Genomic DNA, 18,840 nt, shown 5'->3' on the forward strand with positions numbered 1-18,840 from the left:
ATGACCACAAACAACAACGACCTGTTTGCCGATGCCGCCCGTGATGTGCTGGCAGACCAGTGCTCCCCGCAAGTGGTGCGCGCCATTGAAGAGGGCGGCCGCGCGGCCGAGGGCACCACGGCCTTGTGGGAGCAGCTGGAAGCCACCGGCCTGGCCGATGCGCTGCTGAGCGAAGACGACGGCGGCGCCGGCCTGGGGCTGGGCCAGGTGTTTGGTGTGCTGGAACAATGCGGCGCACATGCGCTGCCCTTGCCTTTGGGCGACACCATGGTGGCGCGCGCACTGCTGGCGCAGGCCGGCGTGGCGCGGCCCGCAGGCTGTATCGCGCTGGCCCGCGGCGAGCGCCTGGCCGATGGCGGCCTGCGCTGCGCGCTGGTGCGCAGTGGCCAGGTGGCCGCTGCAGTGCTGGTGCAGGCGGGCACTGAATGGCGCTTGCTGAGCGCCGAGGATGCACAGGCTACCCCGCAGGCCTTGGCGCTCGACATCGCGCTAATGTGGACCGCGGCGCAGGTGCAGGCCGCACCCGCCGTCGCCGTAGATGGCGCGCTGGACGTGCGCACCCTGCAGGCCGCCGTAGTGGCGCCACAAATGGCGGGGGCGCTCAGCAGCGTGTTTCAGCGCACCTTGCAATACGCCAACGAACGCCAGCAGTTTGGCCGCCCCATTGGCAAGTTCCAGGCCATCCAGCACCAGCTGGCGGTGATGAGCGAGCACGTGTTTGCCGCACGCATGGCCGCGCAACTGGGCTGCAGCGGTGCGGGTGTGGTGCCCGACCGCCTGCGCGTGGCCACGGCCAAGGCGCGCTGCAGTGAGGCGGCGCTGGTGGTGTCGGAGCTGGCGCACGCCATCCACGGCGCCATCGGCTTTACCGAGGAGTACGACCTGCAGCTGTTCACGCGCCGGCTGCATGCCTGGCGCCAGACCGCAGGCAGCGAAGCCTACTGGTACGGCGTGGCGGGCGAGGCCCTGCTGCAGCACCCGGGCATGACCCTGGACATCGTGCGGCGCATCACCGACGTAGACGCAGTGCTTTGAAAACCATAGCTGCTGGCGCTTTATTTGCAAAGGTTTCAATATGAAATCCATTGGAAAACAATGTTTATCAAGCGCTGGCAGCTCATTTTTTTGATATTGGAGACACCCCATGGCCTTTCTGACCATTGAACGCGACGGCGGCATTCTCACCGCCACCATGAACCAGCCCGAAACGCGCAATGCGCTCACTGGCAACACAGCGGTGCAGGAGTTCGTGCAGTTGTGCGAGGACGTGCGCAAGGACGCCAGCGTGAAGGTGCTGATCCTCACGGGCGCCGGCCCCATCTTCAGTTCGGGCGGCAACGTCAAGGACATGAAGCGCTTCTTTGACGACGCGCTCACGCCCGATCTGATCCGCGAGGAATACCGCCAGGGCATCCAGCAGATTCCCAACGCGCTTTATCAGCTCGACGTGCCCGTGATCTGCGCCGTCAACGGCCCGGCCATCGGCGCGGGCCTGGATTTGACTTGCATGTGCGACATCCGCATCGCCAGCGAGACGGCCACCTTTGCCGAAAGTTTTGTACGCGTGGGCATCGTGCCCGGCGACGGTGGCGCCTGGCTGCTGCCGCGTGCAGTCGGTATGGCCAAAGCGTCCGAGATGGCGTTCACCGGCGAGGCCATCAGCGCACAAGAGGCGCTGGCCTGCGGCCTGATCAGCCGCGTGGTGGCCGCTGACCAGCTGCTGCCCACCGCCCGCGCCCTGGCCGCCAAGATCGCCGCCAACCCCGGCGCCGTGATGCGAATGACCAAGCGCCTGCTGCGCGAAGGCGAGCACGCGTCGCTGGCCTCGCTGCTTGAAATGTCGGCGGGCTACCAGGCTATCGCACACAAGACAGCCGACCACCGCGAGGCGGTCACCGCGTTCATCGAAAAACGCGCCCCCACGTTCCAGTAAACAAGCAACGCGAGCCCCGCCCGCCCAAGCGTTCTCGGAGAACACACGATGAAGCCGTTGCAAGGCCTGCGCGTCCTGGACCTGTCCAGCGTGATTTTCGGCCCCCTGGCCAGCCAGATCCTGGCCGACTACGGGGCCGAGGTGATCAAGGTCGAGCCGCCCGAGGGCGACTCGACACGCCACACCGGCCCGTCAAAAGAAGCGGGCATGGCGGCCATGTTCCTCGGTGCCAACCGCAGCAAGAAGAGCGTGGTGCTGGACCTCAAGCAGGCCGACGCGCAAGAGGCGCTGGGCGCTCTGGTCGCCACGGCCGATGTGCTGATGCACAGCATGCGGCCCCAAAAGCTGGCAGCTTTGGGCCTTGCGCCCGATGCGCTGCGCCAGCGTTTTCCGCGCCTGGTGTATGCCAGCCTGGTGGGCTTCCTGCCCGGTCCCTATGCAGGCAAACCGGCGTATGACGACGTGATCCAGGGCATGTCGGGGCTGGCCGACCTGATGGAACGGCAGGGCGGCGAGATGCGCTACCTGCCCACCATTGCCGCCGACAAGACCTGCGCCCATGTGGCCGCGCACGCCATCCTGGCGGCGCTGTGGCAGCGCGAGCGCACGGGCCAGGGGGCATTTGTCGAAATCCCCATGTTCGAGTCCATGGTGGGTTTCAACCTGGTTGAGCACTACTACGGCCAGCATTTCGAGCCACCGCTGTCAGGGCCCGGCTACCCGCGTGTGCTGGCTCCCTGGCGCCGGCCCTACCGCACAGCCGATGGGGCGGTGGCCATGATGCCGTACACCAATGTGCACTGGTTGCGCTTCTTCACCGAAGTGGGCGCGCCGGAGCTGGCGCACGATGCGCGTTTTGTCGATATCGCCAGCCGCACGCGCCACATCGCCGAGCTGCTGGAGCTTGCCTCGGGCTTTACCGAGCGCCACACCACGGCCCACTGGATCGCGGTGTGCGATCGGCTGGAGATTCCCGCAGCGCCCGTGGCCCGGCTGCAGGACCTGCCGCTGGACCCGCATCTGGTGGCCACCGAATTTTTTGAAACCGTGGCCGACCCGGACCTGGGAGACGTGCGCTTTCCTGGCGTACCGGTGCGTTTTGACGGGCAGCGCCCCGCCATCACCATGCCGCCGCGGCTGGGCCAACACACGCGTGAACTGCTGGCCCAGGCTGGGCTCAGCGATGCCCACATCGAGGCACTGCGGGGCCCCCGCGCAGCCAGTACACCCGCTTCTTGAAAAGGACCGCTTCCATGACCCGACAGAACACACCCTTGGCCCCTCACAGCAACGCCGTCCTCGCGGGCGTGGATCGCGATTTGCCGCGTCTGGGTCAGGGCTTTGTGTGGCAAGACCTGAGCGTGGGCCAGCGCTTTCGAACTTTCCGGCGTACCGTCACGGAGACGGACCTGGTCAGCTTCATCGGCGTCACTGGCATGCTGGAAGCCATCTTCATCGAAGACGGTTACGAAGGCGGCGCCATGGCCGGGCGGCCCGTGCCGGGGGCGCTGACCTATGCGCTCATCGAGGGCTTCATCCTGCAGACCATGATCCAGGGCACGGGCCTGGCGATGCTGGAGCTGCACCAGCAGATTCTGGCGCCCGTGCAGGTGGGCGACACCATCGAGGCGGTGGTGGAGGTGACGGAGATTCGCCCCACGTCCAAGAGCGGCCGTGCCGTCGTGAGCTCTCGCATTGACGTCTTCAATCACCGCGGCGTGATGGTCATGACCTACACGGCCACCCGGTTGCTGGCCGGACGCGTGTGAACCGGTTTTCCGTTCCGACAACAACTCAGGAGACAAGCACCATGAAAAAAATCGATACGAACACAGCGCTGCGTTCACAGAAGATGCGGCGTCTGTGTCTGGCCGTGCTCAGCTGCGCCGCTGGCGTGGTGGGCCTCGCCCCCATAGGCTTTGCACAGGCGCAGAGCTACCCTACCAAGCCCATCACCCTGGTGGTGCCTTTCCCACCGGGCGGGCCCACCGACCAGGTGGCGCGGGTGCTGGCGCAAAAGCTGACCGAGCAGATGGGCCAGTCCGTCATTGTCGACAACAAGCCAGGGGCTAACGGCAACATCGGCGGCACGCAGGTCGCCAAGGCGGCGGGTGACGGGTACACGCTGCTCTACAACACGTCATCAATCACCTTGAGCCCGGCACTCTATAAGAACCTGAGCTACGACGTACAGAAAGACTTGGCACCCGTGGCCCTGACCGCTGTGGTGCCGCTGGCCCTTGTGGTCCACCCCAGCATTCCTGCCAACACAGTGCGTGAGTTCGTGGAGTACGCCAAGGCCAACCCGGGCAAGCTCTCCTATGGCTCTGCGGGTAATGGCAATGTGACCCACCTAGCGGCTTTCCAGTTCACCAAGACTCTGGGGATCGATGCCACGCACGTGTCGTATCGGGGCAGTGCGCCAGCAGACGTGGACCTGGTGGCGGGCCAGATCCAATTCATGACAGACACCATCAACTCGGTGATGCCGTTCGTGAAGGACAAGCGGCTGAAGCTGCTGGCGGTTACTACCGCCAAGCGCATGTCCCTCTACCCTGATGCGCCCACGCTGGCGGAAACCGTCATGCCCGGTTTTGAGGCCGGGGCTTGGCAGGGTGTCATGGTGCCGGCCAAAACGCCCGCAGCGCTTGTGCAGCGACTCAATGCCGAGATCAACAAAGCGCTGCAAAGCGACGATGTGCGCGCCAAGCTGGCTGTGCAGGGCGCAGAGCCACTGGGCTCGACGCCCGAGGAGTATCGAACCTACGTCAGTTTAGAACTCCAGCGCTGGGCTGGCGTTGTCAAATCGACTGGCGTCACGCTCGATTGAGAGGGTTGGCGAGGTGGTAGGCCGGGCGGGGGCCTGCCAGCCCAGCGCCACGCACGCATCCTGCGTGGCCTTGGCTTTGTTGGGGTGGTCTCGCAGAGACAGCGCGCAGTTGCTCCATGCAATTCCAAAGTGATGTGAAACACTTTCGCGTGTTGGCGGCACTCTGCGGTCGCAAAGGTGCCGCCAACAGGGCGAGGCCACATCAGCGTGACTTACATGGCATTGCCGATTTCGCCGTGAGAAATTTGGCCTGTGCGCACCGCCTCCGCAGCCTGCGCACGCACGGTTGCGCGGTCAGCCGTGGATTGGTAGGTCACCACGCGCGAACCGGCAGGCTCCAGGCTGTGCGTGCGGGCTTCGACAACAGCTTCGGCAGCGACTTCTGCGCGGGTGCGGTTGGTGTCGAACTGCAAGGCAAATTGCGAGCTGTCCGCCTCATCAGCGTGGGCGCCAAAAGCAGCGAGGGTGGCCACAGCTGCGATAGAGAGGAAACGGGCGGTCTTGTTCATGATGAAAATCCTTGAATAGAAACATCTCAAAAAAACCGGGACGAAGGGTCGTCACTGAAAGAAGGCAACTTCTTCAACCCGGGTTCGGTGAGTCGCCTTGCGGTTTCGGCTCATCGATGGAAGAACTTTACGCCGATGGTGTTTGCAGAAAAACTACTTGGTTTTAAACTGACTGTTCCAGTATTGCGAATAATTGAAGTCCACCTCCGTGATGAAGCAGGGCGCGTCTTTTCGTGGGTGAGGTGTCGAGTGCTGTGCGGGCCTGTGACAATGGGCGTCCCTCTCATTTGCCAGGCAGCGCTTTCACAATGACATCCCATTCCGCCAGGAGCTGGAGCCACCAATGGCTCCTGCCAACCGGCGAGCAGCAGCAGGTGCTCCAGTCCAAGGCCGCCGCGATCATCATCAGCGCACTGGCGGGGACGGGTAAGACGACCACGCTGTGCATGAAAGCATGTAATTTGTTGGCCGGTATGGATCGAGGGGGCCGTATTCTCGCGCTGGCCTATTCGCGAGCGGGAGTCACCGCCATTCGCGACCGGCTGATCAAACTCGACGGTGTGGTGCCTGCGCGCCTGGAGATCCTGACCATCGAGCAACTCAGTGAGAGAGTGCTGAAAGAACAGGGGGACCCTGTCGCGAAGCTCGATGATCCGGTGCGACGGCGTTTTCTGATCCTCCAGGCACAACAAGCGCTGCGCCAAGAACTGCAACGGAGCCCGGACAACGACGCCAATGCGCTGATGGCGCAGGACGTGGATATCGACGCGTTTCAAGCTTTTGAGGCGCAGGCCAAGAAGACCTTGTTGGACCGACAGTTTCAGGACTCGGGCACAGACCTGCACACTTTCTGTCAAGAGCGGGATCTGGACTTTGGCCTGTATCGGCTACTGAGGCACTACGAGCGCATGCGTGCAGGCCTGAATCATGAGCCGCAGTTTTATGCCGACGGGGATTGCACCTTTGAATTGTGCCGTCAGCTGGACTTGCTGGATTGGGGGCAGCCCTGTGAATGGCTGCAGGGGCGGTACGGTGCGGTGTTGTTCGATGAGCTGCACGACCTTGATGAAGCCGCGTTGATGGTTCTGCGCAAACTGGTGCAGAGCGACAACGGCGTATTTGTGGGCGCCGGTGATTTCAATCAGCATATCCACGAGGGATCGTTGTCGGTGTTTGGCGGCGCCATGCAGCACATCCGGGACTGCTTGCCTGTGGATGCCGAGGTGCTGAACATCAACACCACGCGCCGGTTTGGTGCGGAGATTTGCGGGGCCCTCAACCCCCTGTTCGCGCTGGAGTTCGCCTCAGTATCGGAGAACTCCGATTCATTCCTGCATTCGACTTACGACACGGATGAACATTGTGCGCAGCAACTGGTGGAGGTTCACGCGCAAATTGTCAACGGTTGGGGGGCGCTGCAGGGGGGTAAAAGCAAGCACAGTGCCTTGAATGTGATGCTGAGGAATCCCCAGGACAGCATGTTGCTGGAGTGGGTGTTTGGGCATGAAGGCGTGCACTACGGTTGCCAGGGGATGAGCGTTTTTTATCTGCGCAAGGAAGTGGCCCTGGTTCTGTCTTTGATGTGGGCCTTGCAAGACAGCAACGCAGAACGCCATTTGACTCTGGGGATTGTGAGTGCGGCGGTTCAGGGGCTGATTCACTATGGCCGCCGCAACGCCCTGGCGCATGGCGCAGATGCCGATGTATTGGCCCAAGGCCAGTTTGACCAGACATGCTGGACAGCTTTGCACGGTGCCAGCGAAAGCCACCAAATGGCCGTTACGTTGTATGCGGATTCCGCGCGAATGCGTCGCTACATTTTGCATGGCACCCTGAATCCCCAGGCCTCCGAGCTGGACGACCATTGCGCCAAAATGATGGCGCTGGCACCCGATGTGCTCGGGGATGCCGGTGCGTTTTGTCGCCACCCCTGGGTGCGTCGCATCTTTGACGACGCATCGATCAACGGCCAAGAGCGAAGCGCATGCCTTGCAAGCCTTGATGGGTTGTCGCGGCTGGGGCGTGGCATTCCTGTGGGCGAGTTCCTCGGTCGCCTGACGCTGATGGCCCGTGGCAGCATTGAGAGGCACCAACACAAGGAGCCGGTGACCTTGCGTTTGATGAGCGTGGATGCCTGCAAGGGCCGCGAATTCACGTTTGTGGCGGTGCCCTTTGTGGAGCGCGGGCGCTTCCCCAGCACTGTGACGCACAACGAGGCTTACCGGGAGCGCAACATGCTGTATGTGGCGATGACCCGCGCGCGCACTGCGTTGTGGTTGCTGGAGAGTGTTGCCAGGCCCGTGACCCCGGGGCCTGTTTAGATCGGTGTCACGGCGGATTGCGTCGCGGGTGTGGCCTGACATCACACGCAGCGCCATCGATCTTGAGAGGGGGCAAGGTCAGCACAAACCCATGACCACGGAGTGGGGTGGAGCGGCATGCCCCGTGGGGTCACGAGGGCGATGCGTGACGGCGGCGTCTTGGATGAGGGGCTGTCTCGCAGGCATTGCCGCCTGCAATTCCACGTTTCCTCATGATCCCGTCATCCCTTCGTCGTCGCTGCAGAGCCAGCGCCAGGCATGGCGATTTTCTGCGAGGTCGTGAAGAGCCGCTCACTGCTTCGGTCGGCTTTTGCGCGGCGGTTTGATGGCCGGGCTGCTAGACACTTTGGCGTTGGCCTGGTCGATCCACAGCAGGGTGTCCATCTGCGACATGAAGCGCCGCAGGTAGTCGGGTGACAGGGCTCGCATGAGGCTCAGCGAGCGCAGAACGAGCTTGTGCGAATTGAGCGGACCCGCATTCTCAGGCCCCCGGTGCAGGGCCTGCACCACCTGCTGTTCTGCCGATATTTTGGACCACACTTCGCCGAAGTGGCGCACGCTTTTCATGTCCGACAGGCTCTCGCTGTCACTGGACCGCACGGTGTCTGCTTCGGTTTGGGCGCGGGCATGGATGTGCCGGTTCAGTCGCGCCAGCGGGGATTCTGTGGCGGGCGTCGCGGCTTTGCTGGCGAGTGGCTCGCAAACTCCGGGGGTTGGAGGATCGCTCGGGGCGCCTTGGGCATAAGCGATCACGGCCGCATGCAGTCGCTCTGCCAATACCTGCCGCACGGACGCGGGTTGGCCTGGCAGGCGCCGGGCCAACACTTCCAGGTAGTGAAAGCGTGCCGGGTCATGGCGGTGCGCGCCTTCGGCCCGCAGGGACTCCAGCGTGGGCTCGCTCGGCTCACTCATTGCGCGGTGGCTGGGTGTTCGATGCCTTGGGCACCGGGGCCATTTCGACACGGCGGTTTTGTGCGCGGCCCTTCTCATCGGCGTTGTCTGCCACGGGCTGCTCTGCACCAAACGCAGCAGCAAACACCTGCGAGGAGGGCATGCCCTCATCGATGAGGGCCCGCGCCACGGTGAGTGCGCGCTGGGCCGACAGCTCCAGGTTGTCTGCAAAGCGCTGATGGGTACCGCGCAGCAGCGTGGTGTTGTCGGTGAATCCGCTCACCATGAGCATCTCGTCGCGTTCGCGCAGATACACCATCAAAGGCTGCACAAGGCTCTTGAGGAGTTGGCGGCCCTCAGGGCGCAGCTCGTCCGAGCCTGTGCCAAACAGCACACTGCCGCTGATGCCAATGCGGCCATTGTTCACCGTCACCCGGCCACTGGCCAGGGGGATGGCGAGTGCCTTTTCGAGTGCCATGCGGCGCTGCTCTTCCATCTGGCGCTTTTCGACCTCCTGCTTCAGGCTGGCCACCAGGTCGATCTGCACCACGAGCACGCCCACCAAAATCAGCACGAACGCGCCCAGCAGGCCCGCCATGAGGTCTCCGAACACGGCCCACACGGGTGCCGTCTGTTCAGTGGCATCGTCCAGGGCGTCGTCCATACCCATCACGCCGCCACTCCTTGTGGCACAGAGGCCTTGCCGTGCAGCCGGCGCAGGTCTTCCACAATGCCCTGCTGCGCACTGATGCTCAGGTCGATCACCTCGCGGGCCTGGGCCACGTAGTAGGCCAGTTGCTCATCGCTGCGGCTCATCGACTGTTGGATGGCGCCTTCGATGCCGTGGAGGCTTTCCATGAGCTTTTCGTTGCTGGCACTGAACAGGCCGACGCCGTGGCCGAAGGATTCGCCCAGGCTGGCCAGTTCCACAGCGCTGGCGGCGACATGCGTTGCGACCTCGTCCACCTTGCCTGCCTGTGCGCTGAGCGACTGGGCAAACTGCTGCCCCGCCTGCTCCAGCACCTGGGCGGCCGAGCCCACCAAGGCGTCGATGGCCGCGCGTTGCTTTACGGCGGCTTCGTTCACCGACTGCAGCAGGGTGCCGACCTGCTCCATCATGGCCGTGCGTTCTGCCAGTGCGACGTTGTCGCGCTCGCTCAGGCGCGTCATTTCCTGGCGCAGCTGGGTGATGACCTCGGCGGCAGCCTGCGGCACATCCGATGCCGTCTGCAACAGGCGCGTGAGCGGTGCTTCCAGTGCTGAGCCGAGGGTGGCCAGGTGCTGTGCCACGGCCGTCTGCAGTGTGTCGAGCCGCTCCACGGCGGCGTGGCCGCGCTGGGCCTCGGCATCGCGCAGGGCCACCAGCTCGGTGCGCCATACACCCGTCAGTTGGTCCATGCGCTGGCCTTGGGTCTGCACCCACTGGGCCTCGGTTTCCAGGCGTGTGCGCAACAGCGCGTCCGACTGGTCCATCAATTCGGCCGCGCCGCCCAGCGTGCGGGCCACCTGCTCGGTCAGTCGTTCGGTGATCTGTGTGGCCGTGGCCTCCAGGGCGTGGCACACAGCCTGTTGCTGCGCCACGGTGTGTGCGCCCACGCGCTGCCACTCGGCGCTGAGGCTGCTGGCCATGCCTTCCATGGACCGGCCCCAGCCTTCCAGGCGCTGCTGGTCGGTCGTCGCCTGGGCGGCATGGGATTGCGCTACCGTCTCCTGCAAGGCCGCCAACCATGCACTGGAGTGCTGATCAAAGGCCTGTGTGGTGGCTTGCAAGGTGTGGTCGATTTGTGTGGCCGCGCCTTCCAGCGCCTGGCACACCGCCTGTTGTTGCGCCACGGTCTCTGCGCCCATGCGCTGCCACTCGGTGCTGAGGCTGCTGGCCATGCCTTCCATGGACCGGCTCCAGCCTTCCTGGCGCTGCTGGTCGGCCGCCACCTGGGCGGTATGGGCTTGCACCACCGTCTCCTGCAGCGTTGCGAGCAAGCTGCTGGAGCGCTGGTCAAAGGCCTGCGCAGCCGTCTGCAAGCTGTGGCCCAACTGCTGGGCAGCGCCCTCCAGGGCCTGGCCTGTGCGCTGCTGTTGTTCCTCGGTCTGCGCGCCCACGCGTTGCCACTGGGCGCTGAGCGTGCTGGCCATGTCTTCCATGGAGCGGCTCCAATCGTGCAGGCGCTGCTGATCAGCGGCCGCATCGGCCGCCCGCGACTGCGCTGCCGACGCCTCCAGCGAGGCCACCATGGCGCTGGAGCGCTGGTCAAACGCTTGCGTGACTGTCTGCAGCGCGCCGTCGAGCTGTTCCACCAGGGTGTTCTGGGTCTGGGTGTGGCTGTGCAAGGCGGTGGTCCAGGTGTCGGCCACCTGGCGGGCCGTGCCCTCCCACTGGGCCGAGAGCGCCTGGAGCTGCGCATTCGTGGTTTCGCGCAGACGCTCGTGCGAACGTTGCGCCTCCTGGGCCAGCGTGGTCATCGCCTGCTCGACTACGGGGCGAATCGCCTCACCGGCCTGGCGGGCACTGGCACCCAGGCTCTCGTGCAGCGAGGTCCCCACGGTGCTCGCCAACAGGGTGTAGGCCGAAGCAGCTTCGCGGTGAAAGCCCTGCTGTTGTGCCAGCAGTTGCTCGCCCAGCTGGCCACTGCGCCGGTCCAGCCCTTCCATCAGGTCGTGCAGGCGCTCCGCAATCAGGGGCATGGCCTGGGCCTGCGTCTGCAAGGCGCGCAGCATTTCCTCGCGCCGGTGGGCCGGCGAGAACGTCCGAAACAGCGTGGGGATGTGCGCATCCAGCAGGCGCACGGCCTGCAGCCGGTCGCGCCGGCTCATGGCAGACAACAGGCCCAGCATGGCCGACGCGGCCACCCCGGCGACCGATGTGCCGAACGACAGACCCAGGCCTTTGATGGGCGCGGCCAGTGCTGCGCGGATCGACTCCAGGTTGGAAGATGCCTCCAGCGCGAACACGGCGCCATTGAAGGTGACCACCATGCCTAGAAAGGTACCCAACATACCCAGCATGACCAGCAAGCCCACCAGATAGGGGGTGAGGGCCGGGCCGGGCAGCGCCACGCGCTCTCCCTCGATGCGCTGGCGTACCGGGTGGCGCAGCGACGGTGCAATGCGCCCCAGCCAGCCACCCAGGTCGGCCAGCGGCTCCGCGGAGTTGCCGTTCAGTGCCGTGGTCAGCGACAGGGTGTGGGCGCGGAACTGCATCAGCTCAAAGGCCCCCAACACGTACACCATGCCAATCACCGCCGTCATGGCGAGCGCCAGCGGGCTGGACCCCACAAAACCCCAGCCTACCCACCCCACAGCCGCAAGGCCTACGGCGAAGATGGCTGCCATCACACTTTTGTTCATTCCTGTGGTCCTGTTTTCTCGTGGTGGGCTGCTTCCAGCAGCCCCGTGATCGGCTGAAGGCGTACCTGCATTTCTGCGAGCAGCAACGCCTGTAAATCCTGTTCAAAAGCCCATAGCCAGCCACCGGGCTGGCGCCAGCGCAGGGGCTCGTCGGCCCGACCGCTGGTTTGCAGTGCCTGCTGGTGCTTGTGTTGCAGGTGCGCCAGACGCCGTTCCAGATAGCCTGGCAGAGACGTCCACAGCCGCTGCTCGCGCGCACCCAGCATCTGCTCCATCACGCCGTCCAGCGCCGCCAGCTGTTGCAGGGCCATGGGCCCCTTGGCGAGTGCATGGCGTACCTGTGTCCGCAGCGCCAGCAGCCGCGTGTCCATCTGCTTTTGCAAATCCAGATAGCGTGGGCCATGGGCTGCAAAGTTCGCATCGGCCTGCGGGTCGGGCAGTTCTACGGGCGTGTTGTCGGCCCGAGCGCGCAAAGGCTTGGGGGCTGCCACCCCGGCTGTCATGAGGGTCGTCAGATCGGTCCGGGTCTTTTGCACTTGGCGGTCGAGCGCTGGCACATCCAGATCGGCCCCCTGCAGCCCGGCCGCTTCCGCTGCCTGCGGCAGAGACTCGATGGCATGCAGCGCCCGGCTCAGCTTGACAGCATCTACGGTGCCCAGCCACTGGCTCAATGGCTCCGCCACGTCCTGCTGCGGTGACTGCGCCGTGCGCTCGCCATTCTCCCGCGCCCATTGCTGGAGCAGGACAACAAGTCTGGAACTATTGAGTCGGTGGTGCGGATACATCCCGTGGAGGTCATTCATTCACTGTGCTGGCACCGGCCTCTGGATCTCTCCCAAGGCGCGGGCGTCAGGGAACGGGTCCCCAGTGGGCAAAGCCTGCTATTTTCGCAGGAACGCCAGAAGGGCCTGGCTGGGGCGACCCGGCGTTGCAGGTGTTACACCTGTTCCGGGTGAGAAGACCCGCCAGACAGGCGCAATGCACCCATGCGCCCACCGTGGGGACGGCGATCGCGGGGGAGGGGCGTGTGAGGGCCGTCAGAGCCTTCAGAGTTTTCGCAAAGGGAGTGGTGCTGCGCAACCAGCGGCTGGGGACGCCGTCTCCACGTGTTGTTAGTGAAATTTTAATGAAAATAGCTGCAGGTGCTTATTTGTAAAGCACCTGCAGCTATCAAAATCATAGTTGTTGGCACATGGCGAGCCCGCTGCACGTTCTGGGGGGGCAGGCCTGGGCTGCCGCTGTAACGGCTACAGCGAGCGTATTTCACGGCCACCGTTCGTTGCGCGCTGTGGTCCCTCATCGATGGGGTCAGCGGCCTACCATTCGGCGAAGCTCCCGTCCCGGTGCCGCCAGACGGGATTGCGCCAGCGGTGGCCTTGTGCGGCGCGTTCCCGTACATAGTCCTCGTTCACTTCAATGCCCAGTCCTGGCCCCTGGGGGATGGTCACCATGCCGTCGCTGTAGGCAAACACCTCTGGGTTGGACACATAGTCGAGCAAATCGTTGGCCTCGTTGTAGTGGATGCCCAGGCTCTGCTCCTGGATAAAGGCGTTGTAGCAGCCGGCGTCAATTTGCAGATTGGCCGCCAGCGCAATGGGCCCCAGCGGGCAGTGCAGGGCCAGTGCCACGTCATAGGCCTCGGCCATGGCGGCAATCTTGCGGGTTTCGGTGATGCCCCCGGCGTGTGAGGGGTCGGGCTGGATGATGTCCACATACCCCTCTTGCAGCACGCGCTTGAAATCCCAGCGTGAGTACAGTCGTTCGCCCAGTGCTATGGGTGTGGAGGTCAGAGGGGCCAGCTCCTTGAGGGCCTCATGGTGTTCACTCAGCACAGGCTCTTCGATGAACATCAGCTTGTATGGGTCAAGCTCCTTCATCAACACCTTGGCCATGGCTTTGTGCACACGCCCGTGAAAGTCCACACCAATACCCACATGGGGGCCCACGGCGTCGCGCACGGCGGCGACGTTGGCCAGGCAGCGTTCTACCTTGTCGAAGGTGTCCACGTACTGCATCTCTTCGGTGCCATTCATCTTGACAGCGGTGAATCCCCGCGCCACGGCGGCTTTGGCGGCGTCGGCGGTTTCGCTCGGGCGGTCCCCGCCGATCCAGCTGTAGACGCGGATGCGGTCACGCACAGAACCCCCCAGCAGTTCGGACACCGACACCCCGAGCGCCTTGCCTTTGATGTCCCACAACGCCTGGTCGATGCCCGCGAGCGCGCTCATGTGGACGCCACCGCCGCGGTAGAACCCGCCCCGATAGAGCACAGTCCAGTGGTCCTCGATGTGGCGGGGGTCCTTGCCAATGAGGTAGTCGCCCAGTTCCTCCACCGCAGCAGCCACGGTGTGCGCGCGGCCTTCCAGAACGGGCTCGCCCCAGCCTACGATGCCTTCATCGGTTTCGATTTTGAGGAAGCACCAGCGTGGCGGCACCAGGAACGTTGTGAGTCGGGTGATTTTCATGGCGACGGAATCAGTGGGAAATGCGGTGGGGGGGGGCTTCAGGCGCCCGGATAGGCCAGGCGCCATGCCGCCATGAAGGCGGTGGCCTGCCGGGCGACGTCGGCGGCCGTGTCTCCGGGGCGGTACAGCGCGGAGCCCAGGCCAAACCCGCTGGCTCCGGCCGTCGCATACGCCGCGATGCTTTCGGGCACGATGCCGCCCACCGGCACCAGGGCCATGGGCGGTGTGATGACTGCGCGCCAGGCTTTGAGTACATGCGGCGGCAGGGCCTCTGCCGGAAACAACTTGAGCATGTTGGCCCCAGCGCCCAGGGCGGCGTAGGCCTCCGTCAGCGTGGCCACGCCCGGTGCGCAGGCCATGCCTGCCGCTCTGGCGGCGTGGATGACGCCGGGATCGCTGTGGGGCATCACCACGATCTGACCGCCCGCTGCAGCCACATCGGCCACCGCCTCGGCAGAGAGCACGGTGCCTGCGCCCACCAGGCAGTCGGCGGGCAGTGCGTCGCGCAGGGCGCGGATGCTGGCCAGGGGGTTGGGTGAGTTCAGCGGCACTTCGATGATGCGAAAACCCGCGTCGTAAAGCGTTTGGCCGATAGCGACCACCTCCTGCGGTTGCACGCCGCGCAGGATGGCGATCAGCCCGCAGCGCTGCAGGAGGTGGAACAGGGTCTTGTCGATGGGGTTCATGGGACCAGGCTCGCGTTGGTGGAAGGCGGCGTGTGGGGGATGGCGGGCACTGTGATGAGCCCCGCAGCCAAAGCGATGTGCCACAGACCGGTGGCGGTGGCGTTTGCCGCCATGGTGGCTTTGTCAAAGCCATAGACCTGCAACGCGATGGCGTAGCGGCGGCACAGGTCGGGCTCGCCGCACAGCACCAGAGTGTGGTGCGCTCCCAGGCCGTGCGGTTGCACCCGCGCAAGGCAGGCGATCTCGTGGCCAATCAGCAGGCCAGAAAGGTAGTCGGCTTGTGCCGTGGCGGGCAGCTCACCGGTCAGACCCAGCGTGCGCGTGCTAAAAATGTGCGACAGCAGGCCCAGGTCGGCCTCGCTGCCACGCGCTACCTCCAGTCCGCGCGCAAAGGCCTTGTCATCGGGCACAGCCGGTGCCTGCATGGTCTTGCCCAGGATGGTGTGGCCGCGTACCGCGGCAAACACCTCACCGGTCATGAAGGTGTAGAAGTGTTCAAGGCGGCGCTGGCGCGCCACCACCCATTTGCTGTGTGTGCCGGGCAGGCCGATGAGCACAGTGGCGTTGTCGGCCAGCGGCAGGCTGGCCAGCACCCCCAGCACCCCCAGCACCTGGGTCTCTTCCCCACGCATCACATTGGGCAACAGGCCGCGTTGCATCAGGCCGGGCACGATGTGCAGCGGTGGGGCGTCTCCGCGATGAACGGCGGTAAGGCCCTGGGCCAACGCATCGAGCGAGGTGGGCGCATTCAGATACGGGGCTTCGCGCCAGCCCTGTGCACTGCCCACCATGCCGCAGGCCAGCAGTGGCTGGTGGGGTGCGGCGGCCAGCCAATCGCCGCAGCTGTCGTGCAGCGCGCGCTCAAAGGCAGCACCTGGCTCCGGGTCTTCCACCCCCTTGTCAGCAAGTGGCAAATTCATGATGCCCCAGGGGCGGTGGCGCGTCTCCAGCACTTCGCCGTGGGCACCCATGCGAAAGGCGCGCAGCGAACTGGTGCCCCAGTCCAGAGTCACCAGGCGGGTGTCAGAGAGGTGGGCGTTGTCTGCCATGGTGGCTTACTTGCCCCAGCGCAGCACCAGGGGGTCCAGCCGGCGCGCGATGTCGATCAGGCCCCGGCGCACCTCGGGGTGCATGGCCGGGAAGGGGTGGCGACCGGCCTCGCAGGCGATCACGCCGCCTTCCTTCATCAGTGCCTTGGCCGTGAGGATGCCGCCCTGGCGGTTTTCGTGGTTGATCAGCGGCAACCAGCGCTGGTAGAGCGCAAAAGCCTGGTCCGTGTCGCCCTGGCGGTGCGCCTCGATGATGGGGCGGATGCCGTCGGGGAAGGCGCCGCCTGTCATGGCACCGGTAGCGCCTGCGTCCAGGTCGGCCAGCAGGGTGATGGCCTCTTCGCCGTCCCATGGGCCTTCGATGGCATCACCGCCCAGGCGGATCAGCTCGCGCAGCTTGCTGGCGGCACCGGGTACTTCGATCTTGAAGTAGGCCAGGTTTTCAATCTCTTGCGCCATGCGGGCCAGGAACGGGGGCGACAACACGGTGCCGCTGGCGGGCGCGTCCTGTACCATGATCGGAATGCCGATGGCGTCGGACACGCGGGCGTAGAACTCGTAGATCTGCGCCTCGGGCACGCGGAAGGTGGCACCGTGGTAGGGCGGCATCACCATCACCATGGCGGCGCCCATGTCCTGCGCGGCGCGGCTGCGCTCGGCGCACACGCGGGTGCCGTAGTGGGTGGTGGTGACGATCACGGGCACGCGGCCTGCCACGTGCTCCAGCGACAGGCGGGTCAGGGTTTCACGCTCGGCATCCGATAGCGAGAACTGCTCGGAGAAGTTGGCCAGGATGCAGACGCCATCCACGCCCGCATCGATCATGAAGTCCAGGCAGCGCTTCTGGCTGTCGAGGTCGAGCGTGCCGTCTTCGTGGAAGGTGGTGGGCACCACGGGGAAGATGCCGCGATAGCGAGGGTTCTGGAGGGAATGGGTGGCTGGCATGGCGGAGGAAAGTAAAAATTTGATTGAAATACGGCTCTAGCGCTTATCTATCAAGCACTAATAGCTATGAAATATGTAGCAATCTCCGTGGCTGGTGGGCCGTCGGTATCAGTGAGAGTGGCGAGGCACGGCAGCGCCTCGGCAGCCGACCAGAAAGTCGAAGTCGCAGCCATCGTCGGCCTGCAGCACGTGGTCCACATACAGGCGCTGATAGCCACCGCGCCCGCCCATGTCGGTGCTGGCCAGCGCGGCCAGGCGCGCGGCCAGTTCTTCATCGCTGATGTCCAGGTGCAGGCGGCCCGCTTCGCAGTCGAGTTCGATGAAGTCACCGTCTTGCACGGCGGCCAATGGGCCACCGGCAGCGGCTTCGGGCGCCACGTGCAGCACCACGGTGCCGTAGGCGGTGCCGCTCATGCGCGCGTCGGAGATGCGCACCATGTCTTTCACACCCTGGCGCAGCAGCTTGGGTGGCAGGCCCATGTTGCCCACCTCGGCCATGCCGGGGTAGCCCTTGGGGCCGCAGTTCTTGAGCACCATCACGCAGCTGGCGTCGATGTCCAGGTTCTCATCGACGATGCGCTCCTTGTAGTGCTCCAGGTTCTCGAACACCACAGCGCGGCCCCGGTGCTTGAGCAGCTCGGGCGATGCCGCCGATGGCTTGAGCACCGCACCGCGCGGCGACAGGTTGCCGCGCAGGATGCAGATGCCGCCGTCGGCAATCAGTGGGTTGGTGATCGGGCGGATCACCTCGTCGTCGTACTGCGGGGCTTCGCGCACGTTGTCCCACAGGCTTCGGCCATTCACAGTGAGTGCATCAGGATGGGGCAGCAGGTTGTGTTCGCCCAGGCGGCGCAGCACGGCGGGCAGGCCGCCCGCGTAGTAGAACTCTTCCATCAGGAAACGGCCCGAGGGCTGCAGGTCCACCAGCGTGGGCGTGCCACGGCCAATGCGCGTCCAGTCTTCCAGGTCCAGCGGCACCCCCATGCGCCCGGCAATGGCCTTGAGGTGAATCACGGCGTTGGTCGAGCCACCGATGGCGGCATTGGTGCGGATGGCGTTCTCGAACGCCTCGCGCGTGAGGATCTTCGACAGCGTGAGCCCTTCGTGCGCCATCTCCACAATGCGTTTGCCCGACATATGCGCCAGCACGTAACGGCGCGAATCCACCGCCGGGATGGCCGCGTTGTGCGGCAGCGAGGTGCCCAGTGCCTCGGCCATGCAGGCCATGGTGCTGGCCGTGCCCATGGTGTTGCAGGTGCCGGCCGAGCGCGACATGCCCGCCTCGGCTGCGAAGAACTGGTGCTCGTTGATTTCGCCCGCTTTCAGCGATTCGTGCAGCCGCCACACGGCCGTGCCCGAGCCGATGTCCTTGCCGCCAAGCTTGCCGTTGAGCATGGGGCCGCCCGTCACCACGATGGCGGGCACATCGCAGCTGGCCGCGCCCATCAAGAGCGCAGGCGTGGTCTTGTCGCAGCCCACCAGCAGCACCACGGCGTCGATGGGGTTGCCGCGAATCGCTTCTTCCACGTCCATGCTGGCCAGGTTGCGCGTGAGCATGGCCGTGGGGCGCAGGTTGGATTCGCCGTTGGAGAACACCGGAAATTCGACGGGGAAGCCGCCCGCTTCGTAAATGCCGCGCTTCACATGCTCGGCAATCTTGCGGAAGTGCGCGTTGCACGGGGTCAGCTCGGACCAGGTGTTGCAGATGCCGATCACGGGGCGGCCGTCGAACGCGTGGTCCGGGATGCCCTGGTTCTTCATCCAGCTGCGGTACATGAAGCCGTTCTTGTCGGCCGTGCCGAACCATTCGGCGGAGCGGAGTTTGCGCTTGGAGGTGGTCATGGTGGGGTGCAAGAGAAAGAGGGG

Annotated in this window: 16 protein-coding genes; 6 read left to right on the plus strand and 10 right to left on the minus strand. The window is 64.9% G+C overall.

Translation table 11 applies throughout. The features are described 5' to 3' along the window. The 5 genes from CLU85_RS04335 to CLU85_RS04355 all read left to right on the plus strand — a co-directional run bounded on the left by CLU85_RS04335 (window position 1) and on the right by CLU85_RS04355 (window position 4,763). A complete protein-coding gene (locus CLU85_RS04335; RefSeq protein WP_100409207.1) occupies window positions 1-1,035 on the plus strand; it encodes an acyl-CoA dehydrogenase family protein in 1,035 nt (344 codons plus the stop codon). A 109-nt stretch (window positions 1,036-1,144) separates the two neighbouring features. Beyond that, window positions 1,145-1,933, plus strand: coding sequence for a crotonase/enoyl-CoA hydratase family protein (locus CLU85_RS04340; RefSeq protein ID WP_100409208.1), 789 nt, complete (start codon window positions 1,145-1,147; stop codon window positions 1,931-1,933). 48 nt (window positions 1,934-1,981) lie between these two features. Beyond that, window positions 1,982-3,172: a CaiB/BaiF CoA-transferase family protein gene (locus tag CLU85_RS04345; RefSeq protein ID WP_100409209.1), complete on the plus strand. Its 1,191-nt coding sequence runs from the start codon at window positions 1,982-1,984 to the stop codon at window positions 3,170-3,172. Between the two features lie 14 nt (window positions 3,173-3,186). Next, window positions 3,187-3,702, plus strand: coding sequence for a MaoC family dehydratase (locus tag CLU85_RS04350; protein WP_232727724.1), 516 nt, complete (start codon window positions 3,187-3,189; stop codon window positions 3,700-3,702). A gap of 83 nt (window positions 3,703-3,785) precedes the next feature. Beyond that, window positions 3,786-4,763 (plus strand): tripartite tricarboxylate transporter substrate binding protein, encoded by a 978-nt coding sequence (locus CLU85_RS04355; protein ID WP_100412370.1) that lies wholly within the window; start codon window positions 3,786-3,788, stop codon window positions 4,761-4,763. 212 nt (window positions 4,764-4,975) lie between these two features. Here CLU85_RS04355 and CLU85_RS04360 read toward each other — a convergent pair whose 3' ends face one another. Further along, a complete protein-coding gene (locus CLU85_RS04360) occupies window positions 4,976-5,272 on the minus strand; it encodes a DUF4148 domain-containing protein (protein ID WP_100409210.1) in 297 nt (98 codons plus the stop codon). A gap of 308 nt (window positions 5,273-5,580) precedes the next feature. Between CLU85_RS04360 and CLU85_RS04365 the strand changes: the two genes are divergently transcribed. Further along, window positions 5,581-7,593 carry a UvrD-helicase domain-containing protein gene (locus CLU85_RS04365; RefSeq protein ID WP_100409211.1) on the plus strand — a complete coding sequence of 671 codons (2,013 nt, stop codon included), beginning with the start codon at window positions 5,581-5,583 and terminating at the stop codon, window positions 7,591-7,593. Window positions 7,594-7,884: 291 nt separating this feature from the next. Here CLU85_RS04365 and CLU85_RS04370 read toward each other — a convergent pair whose 3' ends face one another. The 9 genes from CLU85_RS04370 to CLU85_RS04410 form a co-directional block, all read right to left on the minus strand. Then, window positions 7,885-8,505, minus strand: coding sequence for a DUF2894 domain-containing protein (locus tag CLU85_RS04370; RefSeq protein ID WP_100409212.1), 621 nt, complete (start codon window positions 8,503-8,505; stop codon window positions 7,885-7,887). Further along, window positions 8,498-9,148, minus strand: coding sequence for an OmpA family protein (locus CLU85_RS04375; protein WP_369858304.1), 651 nt, complete (start codon window positions 9,146-9,148; stop codon window positions 8,498-8,500). The genes CLU85_RS04370 and CLU85_RS04375 overlap by 8 nt, the downstream gene beginning before the upstream one ends. Window positions 9,149-9,153: 5 nt before the next feature. Next, entirely contained in the window at window positions 9,154-11,829 is a 2,676-nt protein-coding gene (locus tag CLU85_RS04380) for a DUF802 domain-containing protein (RefSeq protein ID WP_100409214.1), read from the minus strand. Next, complete coding sequence (locus CLU85_RS04385) at window positions 11,826-12,632, minus strand: DUF3348 family protein (protein WP_232727726.1); 807 nt, start codon at window positions 12,630-12,632, stop codon at window positions 11,826-11,828. The genes CLU85_RS04380 and CLU85_RS04385 overlap by 4 nt, the downstream gene beginning before the upstream one ends. 513 nt (window positions 12,633-13,145) lie before the next feature. Then, window positions 13,146-14,294: a galactonate dehydratase gene (gene dgoD / locus CLU85_RS04390; protein WP_100412371.1), complete on the minus strand. Its 1,149-nt coding sequence runs from the start codon at window positions 14,292-14,294 to the stop codon at window positions 13,146-13,148. A gap of 38 nt (window positions 14,295-14,332) precedes the next feature. Next, complete coding sequence (locus CLU85_RS04395; RefSeq protein ID WP_100409216.1) at window positions 14,333-14,980, minus strand: 2-dehydro-3-deoxy-6-phosphogalactonate aldolase; 648 nt, start codon at window positions 14,978-14,980, stop codon at window positions 14,333-14,335. Beyond that, window positions 14,977-16,029 (minus strand): 2-dehydro-3-deoxygalactonokinase, encoded by a 1,053-nt coding sequence (locus CLU85_RS04400; RefSeq protein ID WP_100409217.1) that lies wholly within the window; start codon window positions 16,027-16,029, stop codon window positions 14,977-14,979. Before CLU85_RS04400 ends, CLU85_RS04395 begins: the two co-directional genes overlap by 4 nt. 6 nt (window positions 16,030-16,035) lie before the next feature. Beyond that, window positions 16,036-16,974: a dihydrodipicolinate synthase family protein gene (locus CLU85_RS04405; protein WP_100409218.1), complete on the minus strand. Its 939-nt coding sequence runs from the start codon at window positions 16,972-16,974 to the stop codon at window positions 16,036-16,038. A gap of 108 nt (window positions 16,975-17,082) precedes the next feature. After that, window positions 17,083-18,816, minus strand: coding sequence for an IlvD/Edd family dehydratase (locus CLU85_RS04410; RefSeq protein WP_100409219.1), 1,734 nt, complete (start codon window positions 18,814-18,816; stop codon window positions 17,083-17,085). Between the last annotated feature and the right edge of the window lie 24 nt (window positions 18,817-18,840).

The sequence above is a fragment of the Acidovorax sp. 69 genome, assembly GCF_002797445.1.
In the GTDB taxonomy this organism is placed as follows: domain Bacteria; phylum Pseudomonadota; class Gammaproteobacteria; order Burkholderiales; family Burkholderiaceae_C; genus Acidovorax.